This is a genomic window from Longitalea arenae, from assembly GCF_016924755.1.
In the GTDB taxonomy this organism is placed as follows: Bacteria; Bacteroidota; Bacteroidia; order Chitinophagales; family Chitinophagaceae; genus Niastella; species Niastella arenae.
The window spans coordinates 150,511-168,245 of sequence record NZ_JAFFJX010000002.1 but is presented as its reverse complement, the minus strand read 5'-3'; the positions used below and the strand labels follow the sequence as shown (position 1 = coordinate 168,245).

Below are 17,735 nucleotides of genomic sequence, written 5' to 3'. Positions count from 1 at the left end.
TAGCAAATCAGCACATTAGCAAATCAGCACATTAGCACATTGATACTATGCTGTATCTCGTTCCTACTCCCATAGGTAATCTCCAGGATATTACGCTCAGGGCCCTGGAGGTGTTGAAGCAGGTGGATCTCATCCTGGCTGAGGATACCCGCACGTCGGGTAAATTGTTAAATCACTACCAGATCTCACGGCCACTTACAGCGTATCATCAACATAATGAGCACCAGGTCTTACAACACCTCATTCACCAGTTGCAGGAAGGAAAGACCATGGCCATGGTATCGGATGCCGGTACACCAGGTATTTCCGACGCAGCTTTTCTGCTGGTGCGCGAATGCATTAAACAGGGAATAAAAGTAGAGTGTTTGCCAGGCGCCACTGCCTTTGTGCCCGCACTCGTGAACAGCGGACTACCCATGAACCGCTTTGTGTTTGAAGGCTTTCTTCCTCCCAAAAAAGGCCGTCAAACCATGTTGAAGAAACTGGCCGAAGAAGATCGCACCATGATCATTTATGAATCGCCCCACCGCCTGCTTAAGACCCTGCAGGAATTTGTTGAATACTTCGGGGCCGACCGCCAATGCAGTGTAAGCCGCGAGCTCACCAAAATGTTCGAAGAGAATGCGCATGGTACCTTGCAGGAACTGGTAGCGCATTTTCAGCAAAAAGAAGTGAAGGGGGAAATAGTAATTGTACTTGCCGGTAAAGAATGAGTCGCCGGTTGTCAGTAGCCGGCTGCCGCTTACCAGGCGCCGCATGTTAAATGCTGGTTGCATTACAATCTTTTACATCTGCAAAGCAAGCCCCGAAACCGGTATGCACTAACAGGTAACTGTTACGCTATTCAACTTCCCGATCGATCTTGTACTAACAGAGCAGCAAATTGGCCAATCGCCAATTTTATGTTTTTCTTTTCACATGAGGGTTTGAAATTTGCATGGTATTAATCAATCAACACGTTTTTAGTATGAAAAAAATCATGTATTACTGTCTGGCGCTTTTTTTGGCTCTTACCATATACAGTACCGTTGATGCACAGGTGCGTAAAGTACCGGCAGAAGTAACCGAAGCATTCAGACGTAAATATCCCATGGCCACTAACCTGGAATGGCGCGACCGCTTAAGCGGCTTTACCGCCTCCTTTGACCTGGATAATGTACACTACGAAGCAAAATTTACCAATAAAGGCGATTGGCAGAACACCGAGAACAAGATCCCTGAAAGCGAGCTGAGCCCAGCCATTAAAGACGGCTTCGAGAAAAGTAAATATGCAGAGGAATGGACCATCAAAGAAGTATATAAGATAGCCTTGCGGGAAGAAAAGACACAGTACCGCCTCGAAATTCAAAAGAACGACATTCAGAAAAAACACCTCTATTTCGATAGTACCGGCCGCCTCTTAAGAGATAATATCAAGTTGTAGGCGATTCACCTTTTAATCAATAACTCCACATATATCATGGATCCTTTCGGTTTTTCCGGGGGGATCTTTTGTTTTATACTGCGGCCGGGCCCTATTCATGCAGAAAGCTGCCAAACGCTTATCGTATTAACCGGTTATAACTTATAACTGTTTGTAATTTTTCTTTTTTGCCTACCTTCCGCACCGGAAAACTATTTTAATATAAACTACAGGAATGATGCGAAAAAGGTTTTATACTCTTTGCACTTGTACCCTCCTCTTTCTGGTGGCATGGGGCCAGCCCGACAGGTGGCAACAGCGGGTAAAATATACGATGGATGTTGCCATGAATGTGACCACGAACCGGTTTACCGGCAAACAGCGGTTGGAATACACCAATAACTCACCTGATACCCTGAAAAAAGTATTCTATCATTTATACTGGAATGCCTTTCAGCCCAACAGCATGATGGATAACCGGAGCCGGGTACTGGGACAGAAAAAGATCAATAACCGGGCCGACTGGGATGGCCGGGTGCGTGACCGAATTTTATACCTGAAAGAAGATGAGATCGGCTATCAGAAAGTGCTTTCTTTAAAAATGAATGGTGTGGCGCAGAAGTTCAACACCCAGGAAACAATCCTGGAAGTGCCGCTCACCCAACCCATTCTGCCCAAAGCCAAAGTGGTATTTGAGATGGATTTTGAAGCGCAGGTGCCTTTGCAGATCCGCCGCAGCGGCCGTGATAATCCGCAAACCGGCGTGCGGTATTCCATGAGCCAGTGGTATCCGAAGATGTGTGAATACGATTATGAAGGCTGGCATCCTACGCCTTATGTGGCCCGCGAGTTCTACGGTGTCTGGGGCGACTATGAAGTGAACATTACCATCGACAAGAACTATTTGATCGGCGGTACCGGCTATTTGCAAAATGCCAACCAGATTGGCTTCGGTTATGAAGAGGCAGGCGCAAAAGTAGCCAAACCGGCCGGCTCAACACTTACCTGGCGTTTTGTAGCACCTAACGTGCATGACTTTATGTGGGCAGCCGATCCTGATTATGCGCATTTGACGCGTACAATATCCGGCGGTCCGGTCATACATGTCATCTACAACAACGATGCCGCTCATTTGCGCAAGGTGTTCGAAGGAATGACCGATGACAATAAGAAGAAATATGGTACGGCAGAAAACTATATCAAAGACTTCCAGGAGCAATGGAAACGCGTAGCCGATATGGCGGTGATCGTACTACCATACATTGAAAAGAAATTCGGCGCTTACCCCTACAAGCAATATACGTTCATCCATGGGGGCGATGGGGGAATGGAATATCCAATGGGTACCCTGCTGGTGGGCCCCAGTATAAGCACCGCCATCCATGAATGGATGCACAGCTGGTACCAGATGATGCTGGGCACCAATGAATCGCAGTATGCATGGATGGATGAAGGATTTACCAGTTATGCCTCCACGCTGGTGACCAATTATTACCAGACCGTCTCGGGTCAGCTGGCTGAACAAAGTGCCGTTGGAACCGGTCCACGTAAAAAAGTACTTGTTGATTCACTCACTACCAGCAGGTCTTACGTGGGAACTGCCAATCCGCATGAGGATGCGTATGATAACTATTTCGGACTGGTGGCCAGCAGGCTCGAAGAACCGCTCACCACACATGCCGATCATTTTGAGACCAATCTGGCCTATAGTATTGCCTCCTATTCCAAAGGAGAGGTGTTCATGGAGCAGCTGGGTTATATCGTAGGCGCACCGGTGCGGGACAAGATCCTGCTGAATTACTATAACCAATGGCGTTTTAAACATCCGAATGTGAACGACTTTATCCGCGTAGCTGAAAAGACGAGTGATATTAAGCTGGACTGGTACCGCGAGTATTTTGTGAACACCACCAAGACCATCGATTACGGTATCGATAGTTTATGGGAAGAACATGGTAAATCAAAGATCAGGCTAAGGCGACTGGGTAATATGCCCATGCCGATGGATGTATTGATCACCTTTAAAGATGGCAGCAAACTGATGGCCTATGTGCCCATGTATCTGATGTTTGGCGCGAAGCCGGTTGAAGACGCTGCTATACCGCGGAATGTATATGAGCCCTGGAAATGGACGCATCCCCAGTATACTTTTGAGATCGACCGCAAGCTTACAGACCTGAAGGTCATCGAGATCGATCCTTCCATGCGGCTGGCAGATATAGACAGAAAGAATAATAAACTGGATATTCCCTGGTAGGGATACTAATGTGCTGATTTGCTAATGTGCTGATTAGCTAATGAAATACAACCTTTGCGTTTTCATAAGCACATTTGCAAATCAGCACATCAGCTAATTGTTAAATATCGTGTTTTCCATTAGCAGATTAGCAAATCAGCACATAAGCTAATTGTTAGATATCGTGTTTTCCATTAGCACATTAGCAAATCAGCACATCAGCTAATTATAATTATCGTGTTACAACGGAGGCTCTCAATCTTCGAATTCCGTTATAAATAAAAAAAGCCATTCAACTTAATGAATGGCTTCCCTTATCTAATAAGGTTATTGAAACAGAGCACAGGGAAGGTAAAATGGCATATAAGTATTTGATGTGACAACCAGATGCAAAGCTAGGATCGTATTATAATTAAAACAATACTACTTAGTGGGTAATTTTGCCTGGTTGCACCCGCCGCTGCTCACTTTCCTAACGGCCAAAGAACTTGTTAATGGCCTCAACGCGGTTATTAACATGTAATTTTTCGTAGATGTGATACACGTGTTTGCGAACGGTTTCCTGACTGATGAACAAACTGGCTGCTATTTCTTTATACAGCATGCCTTTAGCAAGCAATTCGAGGATCTCTTTTTCACGGTTAGATAGAACGCTGAGTGAGTTTTCAGCGGCTTCAGCGCCTGCTGTTTTGGTTTGAAAAGCAGCAACGACCTTGCGGGCGATCTGGCTGCTCATAGGCGCACCGCCTTCCTGTAGTTCCCTGATCGCTTCCAGTAATTTATGGGGAGCTGTTTTCTTAAGAATGTATCCACTGGCGCCGGCACTCAATGCTTCGAAGATCTTTTCGTCATCTTCGTACACCGTACACATCATAAAGAGGATATCGGCATATTCAGCTTTCAGCTGCCGCACTACATCAATCCCGCTTTCCCCTTCGCCTAAGTTTATGTCCATCAGCACAATATTCGGTTTCCAATCGGGGATCCTTACCAGTGCTTCTTCTGCCGTGGCACAACTACCCAATAACCGGTATCCTTCCGACATAGTTACGATCTGTTCCAGGGCAGACCGAATATCTTTCGTATCATCTACGATACATACAGTAATATCCATCATGGTACAAAGTTCCTTTTTTTGCCGAAACGTAAAATACCACTTATAGGTAGTTTTACACACCCCCCTTACAGGAAGGCTAAACCGGTACGTATAGCAGATACTTATCCTTAAAGTATTCTTCCCCAAAGATCTCAAACACTTCCATAACGCGCGGTCTGCAACCGCTTTCGGCGATCTCGGTGCTCAGGTCGCCACCTTTCAGGCAAATGAGCCCTGGTTTTTGATTGGTGCTGTTGGGAGCCGGCTTCTTTAACAGCGGTTTCGACCATTTCCACAGGTCTTTCAGGGGCGCTACCGCCCTTGATACAACAAAGTCGAACTTTTTGTCCTTCACATCCTCTATGCGGCTATGGGCGGTAGTTACATTCTTCAGTTCCAGTGCTTCGGCTACCGCGTTCACTACTTTTATCTTCTTGCCAATGCTATCGACCAGGTGAAATCTGACTTCCGGAAAAAAGATAGCCAGGGGAATACCGGGAAAACCGCCGCCGGTACCCAGGTCAACAATGGTTGAACCGGCAGCAAATTCAAATGCAGTGGCAATGGCCAAAGAATGCAGTACATGCTTCTCGTACAGGCTGTCGAAGTCTTTGCGCGAAATAACGTTGATCTTGCTGTTCCAGTCGCTGTACAACCCCTCGAGGGCAGCAAGCTGTTGCAGCTGGGCAGGGGTGAAATCACTGAAATACTTAGTGATCAGTTCCAGTTTTTGTTGGGCTTTCTCCATAATGAAGGAGCAAAGATGAAATAATGTATGAACATCCAGATATCTAAAATCCACCACCAGAAAAAAAGATCTTTTTCATTCATCTTTTTCATGGCATTGAAATATACCACGGCCTGCCAGATGAAGCGGAGGCCGAATACAGCCAATGTCAAACGCCAGTCGAAGAACACGAGGCACAATGCAAAAAGAGGGTACAGTAAAAAGTGGGAAGTGGAGTATAATCCTAACAGGAATTTATGAACCGGTTTATAGAATTTACCAGTGCTGTAGTGGCGGTTCTTCTGCCTTATCCAGTCGCCGAAACGGCGTTTGGGCTCCGATAAAGTGAAGGCATCGGGATCAAGCACCACGTTCACATTGTGTTTGGTGGCTACCTGGTTAATGAACAGGTCATCATCTCCGCTGGCTACATGGTTAATAGAAGAGAAACCTTTGGTGCGAAAGAACAATTCCCGCTTGTAGGAAAGGTTTCTTCCCACACCCATGTACGGTAGTCCGGCCAACGCAAAAGACATGTACTGCAGGGCTGAATGAAAGGTTTCGAAGCGGATGAGTTTATTCAGGATGCCGGGCTTTTTGTTATAAGCGCCATAGCCGAGTACGATCTCCACACCGTCATGATAGGCATCCTGCATTTTCTGTAACCAGAATTCGGATGCAGGAACACAGTCGGCATCGGTAAGTAATAATATTTCGTGTTTGGCTTCTTTAATGCCAATGGAAAGCGGATATTTTTTTCCGGGTATGCCCAATGCTTCCTGCTCGAGGTTGATGGCCTGCAGGTTCTTAAAGGTCTTTTTAAATTCATCGAGCAGGTAGCGGGTCTCATCCTGGCTGTTATGATTTACGACGATTAATTCATGGGTAGTAGGGTAGGTTTGCACCAACACGCCGGGCAAATAGCGGGTGAGATTATTGGCTTCATCACGGGCGCAAACAATGATGCTCACGGGATGTGTTTGCGACTTTTCTTTCACAGTGGGTTTAAAAAATGCCACGCGCCTGAAAAAAACGATGTAATAAATTAACTGGATCAGCGTAACCAGGCAAAATAAAGAGAACAGGATCCAAGGCCACCAGGTAATGAAAAACGTTGATATCTCGCCCATAAGAGAAATTAATTTAGGCACGGTTCCGTGAAGGTTTTGCACGAAAATAGGATAAACTAATCAGTTTTTAATTTCAAGTTGTACCCATAGAAATCAACAGCCATGGGGAAATTAACGGTGCGTACGATGACCCAAATTAATGGTGAAACAGTTAAGGATTACGGGTTGCAGGTTCCTGGTTTCAGGTTGCAGGGAATGTAGCCCCGGCAAACCGACACCCGGCAATCGGCAATTGGCAATCGGCAACCGGCAATTGGCAATCGGCAACCGGCAATTGGCAATCGGCAACCGGCAAATGGCAACCGGCAATCGGCAATTGGCAATTGGCAACCGGCAACCGGCCACTGCTAACCGGCGACTGGTAACCCGACCAGTAACCGGCAAACTGGTAACCGGGAACGGATTATCTTTGCGCCCAATTTCAAAAACAATGGCCGCTTTACAATTCACCTTACAGCATACCGATAACCAGTCTAAAGCCCGGGCCGGACATATTGTCACCGACCACGGTGAAATACCAACGCCCATCTTTATGCCTGTGGGAACAGTAGGCAGTGTGAAAGCGGTTTCCCAACAGCAGTTGAAAGAAGAGGTCAATGCCAAGATCATCCTGGGCAATACCTATCATTTATACCTTCGCCCCGGTACCGATGTGCTGCAAAAGGCAGGAGGTTTACACCGCTTTAAAGGGTGGGACAGGCCCATACTCACCGACAGCGGCGGCTACCAGGTCTTTTCCCTGGCCGGCACCCGCAAGATCAGTGAGGAGGGCGTATTGTTCCAGTCGCATATTGATGGCTCCCGCCATTTGTTTACACCCGAATCGGTGATGGATATACAACGGAATATCGGCGCCGATATCATCATGGCATTTGATGAATGTCCGCCCTATCCCAGCGATTATAAATATGCCGAAAAGTCAATGCACCTTACCCATCGCTGGCTCGACCGTTGCTTTAAACGTTTCAATGAAACGCCCGATAAATACGGTTATACCCAGAACCTGTTCCCCATTGTACAGGGCAGCACCTATACCGATCTGCGCAAAGCCTCCTGCGAATACATTGCTTCCAAAGACGCTACCGGCAATGCGATCGGCGGACTGAGCGTGGGAGAACCCGATGATATGTTGTACGATCTCTGCGGTTTGTGCTGTGACAACCTGCCAGCGCATAAACCCCGCTACCTGATGGGGGTGGGTACTCCCTGGAACATCCTGGAATGTATTGCGCTGGGCGTGGATATGTTCGACTGCGTGATGCCTACCCGCAATGGCCGCAATGCCATGCTGTTCACTTCGCAGGGCGTGATCAATATCGACAATAAAAAATGGGAGCACGATTTCTCACCCATCGATGATGGCATCGATTGCCACATCAGCAATTACTACAACAAAGCCTACCTGCGGCATCTGGTAAAATCAAAGGAGATCCTAGGACTCACCATCGCCAGCGTACACAATCTGGCCTTTTACTTATGGCTGGTGCGTGAGGCACGCAGGCGCATTCTGCAAGGCGATTTTATCAGTTGGAAGAATGAGATGGTAACCAGGTTGCAGACCCGCTTGTAAGAACCCCCTTCAGGCGGCTGGAGGAATTACGGTTCGGTATTACCATTCAATATCCAGGGTAGATTGAACTTATGGAATTCTATGGATTTATTACTGGTGCTGCTGCTGTGAACATTTTCATTGATCTCAATTAATGCGCCCACACAGTAGTCGGCCGTTTTTACCATGCAGGAGTAACCACCTTTTGCAACGGTAATATTTGCATAATCGCAGGTATTCCAGTCAAAAATAGCCCTGCTTCTTGCCCATGTTAATCCTTCGTCGTAACTGATGCGCACGGTCATATTGCAGCGTTGATCAATATCATTTGGATTCAGAAACATTATTCTTGCAGGTGCATCGGTATTGTACCGTATCATTGAACCTTCACACTTGGGATCGGTTAAGGCATTATCAGGCGCAAACGCCTCAAAGCCGCCTTCAATAGTGCCAAATGATTTTCTTCTTTTTTTGGCGCTTGTCCATGCGCTTGTATTGGGCCGGTCATTTCTCAACAAACGGCCATCCATCAGTTCTACGATAGTGCTTTCATCGGTGGTGCCGGGAATAAGCTGATACTTCCAGGTAACGCCATGGTCATCGCTGTAAATATTTCTGCCCAGTGCAGGAACAATCAGCCGGCCTGCATGACTGTAGGCTGTTCTTATACCGATACCCGGGCCTACAGCATCCCATTTATAATTGGGGGGAACCAGGGTGCTGGTCATATCTTTGGGAGTTGACCATGTAGTGCCATTATCATCGCTGAAGGACGAATATACCTTTCTATCGCCCCAGCTGTCAAAATCGCTCCATTCGTCGATAGCGCCATCATTCCAGCACATAAACAGCCATAGACGACCGTTTTCGCCCAGGTTGGCATCGTATACTGCTGTAGGATTTCCCCAGGTGCCCGTTCCGCTGGCGGCCACTTCACCAAGAGCCGTCCAGCTTGCGCCATTATTGAAGGACCTTTTGAATACGACATTGATATCGCCGTAATCACCTGGGTTCCATCTTCTGCCTTCCGCAAAAGCGATGAGCGTATTGTTTTTGGTTTTGATGATCGAGGGAATACGAAAAGAGTGATAAATGCTTTCATTGCCTCCGTCAAAAAGCCGCATGCTGGTGTGAACAGGCGATGCTTCTGTTGTGGCTATTCTTTCGTTGTCCGGGTTCTGATCGGTCTCTTTGGCCGGCTGTGCCTTTTTATGGCAGCCAAAGATAAGAACCAGTAAAAGTAATGGCCATACGGATATAGACCGGTTAAGGCAGGCAGATCGTTTAGATTTCATGCAATCAGTTTTAAGATTATGCAGATTATGTGCTACATAATAAAGTAAGCTATTTCTGGCCGTATTTCCAAATATGTATTTCGGGCAATACGGGGATCACGCTGAAAGTTGCTTTCAGCCATATGTTATTCACAGAAAATGTGAATGTGAAGTAAGTGGATAAAGATCAGTCCGCCTGAAGCGACATGTAGCCTATATGTAGAACTTAATTAGATTATTTTTTCTGCCTGAACAGCCAGGGCAGAAGCTCGGGTTCTGCAAACGCGTTATTCCAGCTATCGTGGCCCACACCTGGGTATTCCGTGTATTTTGCTTTTGCGCCGGCTGCTTTCAGCGCATTGTACATAAGCCGCGAGTTACCCACCGGTACTGCCTGGTCATTATCGCCATGGAATAGCCAGATGGGAAATTTCCGCGCATATACCGTTACTTTTTGCGGATCGCCGCCACCGCAAATGGGAATGGCCGCCGCAAAGAAATTCGGCTTCCGCCATAAAAGTTCAAAGGTGCCCATACCACCCATCGACAAACCACCCAGGTAGATCTTTTTGGTTTTCACCAGTTTGCTGGCCACCAGCGAATCGAGCAGGCGGCTTACCAGGTCGAGGCTCCTGCCAATGGGTTGTTCAGAAGGAAAGCTGAAGCTTCCCAATGAATCTTTTTTATTAGGCTCTCTCCGGATCCGTGACCAGAAGTCGTTTTGCGGACATTGGGGAAAGATAACAATGGCGGGGAAATTACGGCGGTTGGCGGAATCGGCAAACAGCCTGCCGCCATGTTTTAATTGCGCTTCATTATCGCTGCCTCTTTCGCCTGAACCATGAAGGAACACGATCAGCGGATACTTTTTATCAGCCTGATAGTCGATGGGGTACAGCACCCGGTAACGCAGCGTATCGTTACCGCTGATGAATTCTTTTTTTTCATATAGGTCATTTACCTGTGCCGAAATGGTCTGCATGGCGATAAGCCAGAATAAGGTAGTTAATAGTTTATACATCGTTCGTCAATTAGTTAAAGATGTTGCTTGTATGAGCGTTTCAGGTTACAAGTTACAGGTTTCAGGCAATTGTTACCGGTTGCCGGTCGCCAGTTTCCCGGTTTTTGCTTCGAAAGCCGGACTATTTTGCGGCTGCCAGCATTTGTTAACGGACAACCGGTGCCTGGTAACCGGGAACCTGCAGCTCTTCTTCCCCCCTGCACCTGAAGCTTGCAGCAGCATTCGTTTTTCTTAAAGTTGTATTAGAACATTCTAATTGCCTGCAAACTGCCCGATTTTTCTGCTACATTTGCCCCGCCTACAGTGCGTTTTTACCGAATGATAAAGAAAATCGACTGGTACATATTAAAAAAGTTCATTTCTACGACTGTTTTCATGGTATTGATCTTTTCGGTAATTGCCGTGGCGATCGATACCAGTGAAAAGGCCGACGACTTTGTAAAGTCAGGGCTCTCTACTTCGCAGATCATTACCAAATATTATTTCGGCTTTGTTCCCTTCATCATCTCGATGATCTTTCCGCTGATGGTGTTTATTGCGGTCATTTTCTTCACCTCAAAAATGGCGGGTAAAAGTGAGCTGGTAGCTATCCTGGCCGGTGGGGTTCGGTTCAACCGCATGCTGCGCCCGTATTTTTTAGGCGCTTTACTGTTGGGCGGCATTTTCTGGATAGCCACCCAGTATTTCATTCCCAAAGCACAATTGTTGCGCGGGAATTTTCAGGCAACCTATATCGACAGTAAAAGTTCCTATGAGCAGGGCGAAGCCGCCAAACGTACCCGAAACTATTATTTCCGCATCGACGGCAATACCTTTGCCGGCATGCGCAATTACGATACCTCCAGCAAATCGGCCAACGATTTTTATATGAACCGGCTGAATGGTACCAAATTGACCTATAACCTGCGGGCCGATTATCTGCGCTGGGATACCGCAAAGAAGACCTGGAAATTGCAGAATGTGACCGAGCGAAAGATTGCAGGCGTAAAGGAGGTTTCGAAGATCATTCCTGAAATGACGCTGAACCTGAACCTGAAACCGAATGAGATCAAATTTGACAAATACCTGAAGGATAAGATGACCACGCCCGAACTGAACAGGTACATAAAGGGCGAGGAAGCCAGGGGTGCTGAAGGGTTGAACGATTATAAAGTTGAACGGTACCGGCGCGACGCTACACCCACTTCAGTTTTCATACTCACCATGATCGGAGCTGTAGTAGCCTCACGCAAGACGCGCGGTGGCAGTGGCCTGCACCTGGCAGTTGGTATTATTACGGCAGCTTTCTTCGTAGTGATGGATAAATTCTCCCTTACTTTTTCAACCAAGGGAAACTTTCCACCGCTGCTTGCTGCCTGGACTCCCAATATTATTTTTTCTATTGTGGCTATCTGGTTGTATCGGATTGCACCCAAGTAAAGCACGCATTATGAAAATAATAATATGGGCTAACGATTGTTGTTTATTTCTATATAAATCATTGCTGAATTAATTTTACTGTTTTGAGTGGGTTTGTTATAACTTTAGCAAACTTTTGCCCTCATTATTACATATTTACAAATAATTATACAGCATCATGGGAATTCTAAAGGATAGGTTCAAGGTAAAGGCAGAAGCCTCTTCAGCCGAGTTAAAAGATCTGTTAAAGCAACATGGTAATAAAAAGATCGGAGAAGTACAGTTATCTCAGATCTACCAGGGTATGCGCGGAATAACCGGCCTGGTTTCAGAAACTTCATTACTCGATGCAAAAGAAGGTATACGTTTTCGTGGATATTCCATCCCCGAGCTGCAGGAAAAACTGCCCAAGATCCCCGGCGGTAATGAACCTTTACCTGAAGGACTTTTCTACCTGATGCTGATCGGTGAACTGCCCGATGAAGAAGCCGTAGCATATATCACCAGCAGCTGGCAGCGCCGTTCACATGTTCCCAATCACGTATTCGCTGCTATCGATGCTTTACCTGTTACCGCTCACCCCATGACCATGTTTGTGACCGGTATCATGGCCCTGCAAACGGAAAGCAATTTCGCCCGCCGTTATGCCGAGGGAATGAATAAAAAAGATTATTGGGAGGCTGTATTCGACGATTCAATGGACCTGCTGGCCCGCCTGCCCCGTGTAGCTGCTTATATCTATCGCCGTAAGTATCGCAACAATCAGCATATTCAACCCAATGGCCTGCTCGACTGGGCTGGTAACCTGGCGCATATGCTCGGTTACGAAGATGAGAGCTTTAAAGAACTGATGCGTTTGTATATGACCATTCATGCCGACCATGAAGGCGGTAACGTATCGGCCCACACCACACACCTGGTAGGTTCGGCATTAAGCGATCCTTACCTGAGCCTGGCTGCAGGTATGAACGGACTGGCTGGTCCTTTACACGGCCTGGCTAACCAGGAAGTGGTGAAATGGATCATGGAAATGCAGAAAGAACTGAAAACCGAAGTGCCTACCAAAGCACAGATCGAAGCGTATGTGCGCAAAACGCTGAGCGAAGGAAAAGTAGTACCCGGTTATGGCCATGCCGTACTGCGTAAAACGGATCCCCGTTTCACCGCCCAGATGGATTTCGCGAAACGTCATTTTCCCGATGACCCGCTCGTGCAAATCGTATGGAATGTATATGCGGTAGTGCCGCCGATCTTAGAATCACTGGGTAAGGTGAAGAACCCATGGCCTAACGTAGATGCGCATAGCGGCGCCCTGCTGGTTCATTATGGAATGGTTGAATATGAATTTTACACCGTGCTGTTTGGCGTAAGCCGCGCGCTGGGTGTATTGGCCAGCCTCATTTGGGACAGAGCGTTGGGTTTTGCCATCGAGCGGCCGAAGTCAGTAACTACCGAACTGGTAAAAAGCTGGCTGCAGGGAAAAGACGAGATCTGGGGAGAATAAGATCATTGCCCCCGGTTAATATAGCTGAACCTCGTTCCGTCAGGGACGGGGTTTTTTCTTTGGTGAATGGTCAATGGTGAATGGTGGATCATTTAACGTGGATTATCGGATCCTTGTCTTTTTGCTGATGATTTGTTTATAGCTTGCCGGCAGTTTTTGCTGTTCGGCAAAAATGGTGTCGATCTGATCTTTCGAAAGATCCAGCAGGGTATAAAGATCTTCTTCAACGGTTGTTGTATCGCTGGGGTCATCAACGCTGTTATCGTGCCCCTGGGTAACATGGATCAGTGCCTGTAAGCGGTTCCTGCTATCGCGGAAGAGCCAGCTGTTTTTGATCATCCAGTCGCCTGCATCGCCCCAGCGCTCGCCCAATTCAATATAAGAAGTCAGGCTGTCGTTCCGTTTATCGTAGATGAACAATTTAATGGAAGAAGGAACATACTCTGAAGGGGTCCTGGTGAGCAACCCTAACCGGTTATTGTCTATCGCGAATTTATAAACAGCAAACAAGCCCGGTTCATTGAAATGCTGTTGCGCCATTTCCATCGGGAAGAAGCGGGCATTAAGGCTATCGATGGCGCGGCCATTATAAGCGGTCAGGGAATCATCCGGTGAGTACACCCAAAGGGTATCAATGGCAATATTCGGATAGAGCTCAAACAGGCTCTTGTATCTGCTGTTCAGTGGCTGCTGTCTTTTAACCCTTGATTTGATGGGTTTGCTTTGCTCGCAGCTGGCTAAACCGGCGAGGCAGACCAGGTAGAATAGTTTTTTCATGCAGGGTTATAGGGTTAATTGTCATTTTTGCCGGAAGCCTAACACCCACCTTCGCCCCTAACCTTATAGGTAACCTTGTATTTCTTGCCGGTTATTTGTAAGGTGCCTGTGTATTCATAGAGCTGGTCAACCATTTTCACTTCTTTTTTGCGCAATACGACTTTATAACCCACGGCGTAATACACTTCTACAGAATTGGTGGCATTGATCTGTTTTGATTCCCGGGTGCTTTTTTTAAGTTGAACATCCTTTCCTTTGATGCGAATGATCGCCATTTCGCCCATATCGGATAAGAAAATATATTTTTCGTCAGAAAGTTTAACGGAGTCGTACGTAAAGAATTCGCCGCAGCCGTCGATAGAGCCTGGAATAGACTGAATGAACTCCAACCTGGATTTGGAAGTAGCAGCCTTGGCGGCTGAAGCGGCTTTGTCTTTATTAGCCGTTTTGGTTTTTGTTGTACTGGTCTTTTGTTTGGTTTCTTTTGCTTTTTCCTTTTCGTCAGGTGTGCAATTCATTAAAAAAGGTAAGACCAGTAGAACCACAACAAATCTTTTCATTGTCATATTCGGGGTTAGGATACCGTAATTTTATTGGCTGAGACCGATATTCGAAATCGCCTGTAAGATAGTAATTGATCCATGAAATCCATAATGTACCGCCGAACTTTGTCATTAGAGATATATTAATTTGAAAAGAGTTGAAATGCTGTGGCTTCCGGCCAACAAAAATAAGAGCGGGTGGTGCGCGCAAGACCCTGCTACCGGTCACCCATCCACTGCAAAAAAGCGGTGGTCTTTTCTTTGCCGATCAATAACTCGTCCGGCGTGGGCAGCACCAGCTTTACAAATAATTTTCGGGCAGAATAATGCTCCACTTCCTTGATCGCACTGAAGTTTACCAGGTATTGCCGGTTTAAGCGGTAGAATTGCCGGGGTGATAACTGCTCCTGCACCTGTTCCATTGACTGGGTAAGGGGAAAGGACTGTCCCTGGAAGCTCATAATGGTAGTGGTTTCATAGCGGATATATATAAAAGCGATCTGTTCGGTTTGAACGGTAACGTACTTGTTGTCTTTAAATACCAGGAAACTGGTCTTCCATTGAGGAGCGCCCGCCTTCTCAAACAGCCGGTTCAGATCGGGCAGGGTATTTTGCTGAAAGAAATTTTTAAAGTTGTCTACCTTATCAAAAGCTTTCTGCACTTCTTCTTTGGAGAACGGCTTCAAGATATAATCGATACCGTTCGCTTTAATGGCATCCATCGCATATTCCCCAAAGGCGGTGCAGAATACAACCGGACAATTCAGTTTTACGGAAGCAAATATTTCAAACGCCAGTCCATCTGACAACTGGATGTCCATAAACACCAGGTCGGGGTGTTCATTGGTAGAAAAATAATTTACCGCAGTTTCGATACTCTGTAAATTGGCCAGCACCTTCGCTTCCGGTCTTACTGCTGCAATCATACCGGTGAGTGATTTGGCCGCTTTTATTTCATCTTCAATGATGACGATTCTCATATGCAACAGGTAGTTTTATCGTAAAAGTAGATGGGGTAGGTTCCACAATGACTTTTTTATCTAACAGGTGTAGATACCGCTGGTGAATATTCTCAAGCCCTACGCCTATTGATGACTCCTTTGTTCTTTTCAGCTGTACCTGGTTTTCCACAATGATAAATGCACCTTCCGAATACAACCTGATCTGCAGTGGCTTTTCGAGCGACACAATATTATGCTTGATGCAATTCTCGATCAGTAACTGCAGGGTAAAGGGAGGCATATAAGAAGTATAGTGCGCTTTATCTATGTTGATGGAAATATCGAGCCCGTCTTCAAACCTTGCTTTTAACAGGAAAATATAGGCTTCCAGGATATTCAGTTCTTCCGACACAGGGATCAGGTCGAGCTTACGGCTTTCGAGGGTAAATCGATAGAAGTCAGATAACTTCAGAATAAAATCCACCGAGTGTTCATCTTTGTTTTCCACCATGTATTTCAGCGTATTCAAACTATTGAACAGGAAATGCGGATTCACCTGTTGTTTTAACAATTCATATTGGGCGGCCAGATTGTCCATCCTGGTGCGCTCCAGTTCGATACTTACTTTTTGATGCAGGTAGTTTTGATACAGGAAGTGAATGAACATGTAAAAGGTTACATTCACCAGCACCCCACGGATCTCGATCATTAACATGGCAGGCCCAAAATCAATGGATGAGATCAGTAATTGCTGCAATAGGGCTAATAAGAACATGACCCCGATACCCATGGCAAGGCTGATGAGCAATCGTTTAACAGAAAAGCCTTTGGCAATATCCCGGTAGCTGTATTTAGGCAGCGTACGAATATTATAATACCACACGAAAAGCGCGAACAGCGTGGTCACTCCGGAATTGACCAGCGTTTCATACAGGTTAAAATGCCGTTCTGCAAATTTCGGAACAGCCACCAACAGGCCGAGCGCCAGCGAGCTTAGCCAGATTATTTTACCGGAAATGGTGAAATTGTTTGTACTCATTCGATGGGTCAAATGTAGAATTAAATGGCCGATTATTGAACCGCTCAATTGCCTGGTTCAGGTGCCAATATGCCTACTACACGGTTTTCTGCCTTTTCATGTGACGGCTTTGCTTTCAATTTGCATCATCAAACAGCAAATAGCAAAGCAAATGATGAAATGGTCAACATTAAAAATAATCACAGGGCTGGTAGCCACAGCAGTGGTAGCCGTAACCGCCGTCTCGCTGAGCAATGAAGTGGTCGCTAATCCGCCGGTTACCGGTGAGATCAAGGTGCCGCAGGAAGTAAAACAGCTGCTGGAAAGAGCCTGTTATGATTGCCATAGCAATGAAACCAATATTCGCTGGTACGATAAGTTGCCCATTGCTTCCGCCATTGTATCCCGCGATGTGCAGGAAGGGCGGAAGCATTTCAATTTTTCAACCTGGGATAGTTTGTCGGCCAATGAACAAAAAAGCCTGCTTTGGGAAATGTACAATATGGCCAACGCCGGCCGCATGCCGCTGCCTGCCTACACCGCTATACATCCACAGTCGAAGGTGAGCGCAGCAGATCTTACTGTATTAAAGAATTACCTGAACACAACGATAGTATCTGCGATCAATGATACTGCAAAAGTGCAGGCCGCTGCCAAACAGCGTATGCAACAGGTGCAGCAACCGCAGCCTGGCAATTTACGGGTTTATTATAACGGAATACAACATATGCCCGATTACCACAGCTGGCAGGTGATGAGCACTACTTCGCGATTCGACAATGGCAGTATGCGTATCATGTATGCGAATGCCATTGCCATGGAAGCAATAAAGCGTAAAGAAATTCATCCTTTTCCCGATGGAGCGATAATAGCCAAGCTGGTATGGGAGAAACTGGAAGATGGAGAAGGGAATGTACGGCCGGGGAAATTCATCAATATTCAATATATGGTCCGCGATGCGCAACAATTTAAAGACACCGATGGATGGGGATATGCCCGCTTCGACGGACCAGCATTAAAGCCTTATGGTACCGCGACAGAACCGTCAAAATGTGCTTCCTGTCATAAGGCTGCCGCCACTACCGGTTTTGTATTTGACCTGCCAACAAAAAATTAAATC

The 17,735-nt window shown here is 46.5% G+C and carries 16 protein-coding genes; 7 read left to right on the top strand and 9 right to left on the bottom strand.

All coding sequences use genetic code 11. The annotated features are described in order from the left end of the window. Positions 1-47 precede the first annotated feature (47 nt). From rsmI to JT717_RS05700, 3 genes are all read left to right on the top strand, one after another. A complete protein-coding gene (gene rsmI, locus JT717_RS05710; protein ID WP_205509239.1) occupies positions 48-713 on the top strand; it encodes a 16S rRNA (cytidine(1402)-2'-O)-methyltransferase in 666 nt (221 codons plus the stop codon). 254 nt (positions 714-967) lie between these two features. After that, positions 968-1,423, top strand: coding sequence for a PepSY-like domain-containing protein (locus JT717_RS05705; protein ID WP_205509238.1), 456 nt, complete (start codon positions 968-970; stop codon positions 1,421-1,423). Between the two features lie 214 nt (positions 1,424-1,637). Further along, complete coding sequence (locus JT717_RS05700; protein ID WP_205509237.1) at positions 1,638-3,659, top strand: M1 family metallopeptidase; 2,022 nt, start codon at positions 1,638-1,640, stop codon at positions 3,657-3,659. A 451-nt stretch (positions 3,660-4,110) separates the two neighbouring features. Here JT717_RS05700 and JT717_RS05695 read toward each other — a convergent pair whose 3' ends face one another. The 3 genes from JT717_RS05695 to JT717_RS05685 form a co-directional block, all read right to left on the bottom strand. Continuing rightward, positions 4,111-4,755: a response regulator gene (locus tag JT717_RS05695; protein ID WP_205509236.1), complete on the bottom strand. Its 645-nt coding sequence runs from the start codon at positions 4,753-4,755 to the stop codon at positions 4,111-4,113. A gap of 76 nt (positions 4,756-4,831) precedes the next feature. Further along, positions 4,832-5,482 carry a 16S rRNA (guanine(527)-N(7))-methyltransferase RsmG gene (rsmG, locus tag JT717_RS05690; protein WP_205509235.1) on the bottom strand — a complete coding sequence of 217 codons (651 nt, stop codon included), beginning with the start codon at positions 5,480-5,482 and terminating at the stop codon, positions 4,832-4,834. Then, positions 5,452-6,591: a glycosyltransferase gene (locus JT717_RS05685; RefSeq protein ID WP_205509234.1), complete on the bottom strand. Its 1,140-nt coding sequence runs from the start codon at positions 6,589-6,591 to the stop codon at positions 5,452-5,454. Before JT717_RS05685 ends, rsmG begins: the two co-directional genes overlap by 31 nt. A gap of 295 nt (positions 6,592-6,886) precedes the next feature. Here JT717_RS05685 and tgt point away from each other — a divergent pair, with 295 nt between their 5' ends. After that, positions 6,887-8,161, top strand: a complete 1,275-nt coding sequence (gene tgt / locus JT717_RS05680) for a tRNA guanosine(34) transglycosylase Tgt (RefSeq protein ID WP_240347855.1) — start codon at positions 6,887-6,889, stop codon at positions 8,159-8,161. Positions 8,162-8,187: 26 nt separating this feature from the next. Here the strand turns inward: tgt and JT717_RS05675 are convergent, their stop codons facing one another. Continuing rightward, positions 8,188-9,435 (bottom strand): sialidase family protein, encoded by a 1,248-nt coding sequence (locus JT717_RS05675; RefSeq protein ID WP_205509233.1) that lies wholly within the window; start codon positions 9,433-9,435, stop codon positions 8,188-8,190. Positions 9,436-9,649: 214 nt separating this feature from the next. Next, the gene (locus tag JT717_RS05670; RefSeq protein ID WP_205509232.1) at positions 9,650-10,435 is read right to left on the bottom strand and encodes a carboxylesterase family protein; all 786 of its coding nucleotides are present in this window, start codon (positions 10,433-10,435) and stop codon (positions 9,650-9,652) included. 318 nt (positions 10,436-10,753) lie between these two features. Between JT717_RS05670 and JT717_RS05665 the strand changes: the two genes are divergently transcribed. Together JT717_RS05665 and JT717_RS05660 are read left to right on the top strand one after the other, a co-directional pair. Beyond that, a complete protein-coding gene (locus tag JT717_RS05665) occupies positions 10,754-11,854 on the top strand; it encodes an LptF/LptG family permease (protein ID WP_205509231.1) in 1,101 nt (366 codons plus the stop codon). 157 nt (positions 11,855-12,011) lie between these two features. Next, the gene (locus JT717_RS05660) at positions 12,012-13,337 is read left to right on the top strand and encodes a citrate (Si)-synthase, eukaryotic (protein ID WP_205509230.1); all 1,326 of its coding nucleotides are present in this window, start codon (positions 12,012-12,014) and stop codon (positions 13,335-13,337) included. A 102-nt stretch (positions 13,338-13,439) separates the two neighbouring features. On the opposite strand, the gene JT717_RS05655 is transcribed toward JT717_RS05660, so the two are convergent. The 4 genes from JT717_RS05655 to JT717_RS05640 form a co-directional block, all read right to left on the bottom strand. Continuing rightward, positions 13,440-14,114 (bottom strand): hypothetical protein, encoded by a 675-nt coding sequence (locus tag JT717_RS05655; RefSeq protein ID WP_205509229.1) that lies wholly within the window; start codon positions 14,112-14,114, stop codon positions 13,440-13,442. 38 nt (positions 14,115-14,152) lie between these two features. Continuing rightward, complete coding sequence (locus JT717_RS05650) at positions 14,153-14,674, bottom strand: hypothetical protein (RefSeq protein ID WP_205509228.1); 522 nt, start codon at positions 14,672-14,674, stop codon at positions 14,153-14,155. A 200-nt stretch (positions 14,675-14,874) separates the two neighbouring features. After that, positions 14,875-15,636 carry a LytR/AlgR family response regulator transcription factor gene (locus JT717_RS05645; protein WP_205509227.1) on the bottom strand — a complete coding sequence of 254 codons (762 nt, stop codon included), beginning with the start codon at positions 15,634-15,636 and terminating at the stop codon, positions 14,875-14,877. Further along, complete coding sequence (locus tag JT717_RS05640) at positions 15,617-16,636, bottom strand: sensor histidine kinase (protein ID WP_205509226.1); 1,020 nt, start codon at positions 16,634-16,636, stop codon at positions 15,617-15,619. The genes JT717_RS05645 and JT717_RS05640 overlap by 20 nt, the downstream gene beginning before the upstream one ends. 151 nt (positions 16,637-16,787) lie before the next feature. Between JT717_RS05640 and JT717_RS05635 the strand changes: the two genes are divergently transcribed. Beyond that, the gene (locus tag JT717_RS05635) at positions 16,788-17,732 is read left to right on the top strand and encodes a heme-binding domain-containing protein (RefSeq protein ID WP_205509225.1); all 945 of its coding nucleotides are present in this window, start codon (positions 16,788-16,790) and stop codon (positions 17,730-17,732) included. The last annotated feature ends 3 nt before the right edge of the window (positions 17,733-17,735 follow it).

Excerpts from the sequence above, each read along its gene's own strand:
- rsmI (WP_205509239.1), top strand. The coding sequence starts at position 48 with ATGCTGTATCTCGTTCCTACTCCCATAGGTAATCTCCAGGATATTACG.
- JT717_RS05705 (WP_205509238.1), top strand. The coding sequence starts at position 968 with ATGAAAAAAATCATGTATTACTGTCTGGCGCTTTTTTTGGCTCTTACC.
- JT717_RS05700 (WP_205509237.1), top strand. The coding sequence starts at position 1,638 with ATGATGCGAAAAAGGTTTTATACTCTTTGCACTTGTACCCTCCTCTTT.
- JT717_RS05695 (WP_205509236.1), bottom strand. The coding sequence starts at position 4,755 with ATGATGGATATTACTGTATGTATCGTAGATGATACGAAAGATATTCGG.
- rsmG (WP_205509235.1), bottom strand. The coding sequence starts at position 5,482 with ATGGAGAAAGCCCAACAAAAACTGGAACTGATCACTAAGTATTTCAGT.
- JT717_RS05685 (WP_205509234.1), bottom strand. The coding sequence starts at position 6,591 with ATGGGCGAGATATCAACGTTTTTCATTACCTGGTGGCCTTGGATCCTG.
- tgt (WP_240347855.1), top strand. The coding sequence starts at position 6,887 with ATGGCAACCGGCAATCGGCAATTGGCAATTGGCAACCGGCAACCGGCC.
- JT717_RS05675 (WP_205509233.1), bottom strand. The coding sequence starts at position 9,435 with ATGAAATCTAAACGATCTGCCTGCCTTAACCGGTCTATATCCGTATGG.
- JT717_RS05670 (WP_205509232.1), bottom strand. The coding sequence starts at position 10,435 with ATGTATAAACTATTAACTACCTTATTCTGGCTTATCGCCATGCAGACC.
- JT717_RS05665 (WP_205509231.1), top strand. The coding sequence starts at position 10,754 with ATGATAAAGAAAATCGACTGGTACATATTAAAAAAGTTCATTTCTACG.
- JT717_RS05660 (WP_205509230.1), top strand. The coding sequence starts at position 12,012 with ATGGGAATTCTAAAGGATAGGTTCAAGGTAAAGGCAGAAGCCTCTTCA.
- JT717_RS05655 (WP_205509229.1), bottom strand. The coding sequence starts at position 14,114 with ATGAAAAAACTATTCTACCTGGTCTGCCTCGCCGGTTTAGCCAGCTGC.
- JT717_RS05650 (WP_205509228.1), bottom strand. The coding sequence starts at position 14,674 with ATGAAAAGATTTGTTGTGGTTCTACTGGTCTTACCTTTTTTAATGAAT.
- JT717_RS05645 (WP_205509227.1), bottom strand. The coding sequence starts at position 15,636 with ATGAGAATCGTCATCATTGAAGATGAAATAAAAGCGGCCAAATCACTC.
- JT717_RS05640 (WP_205509226.1), bottom strand. The coding sequence starts at position 16,636 with ATGAGTACAAACAATTTCACCATTTCCGGTAAAATAATCTGGCTAAGC.
- JT717_RS05635 (WP_205509225.1), top strand. The coding sequence starts at position 16,788 with ATGATGAAATGGTCAACATTAAAAATAATCACAGGGCTGGTAGCCACA.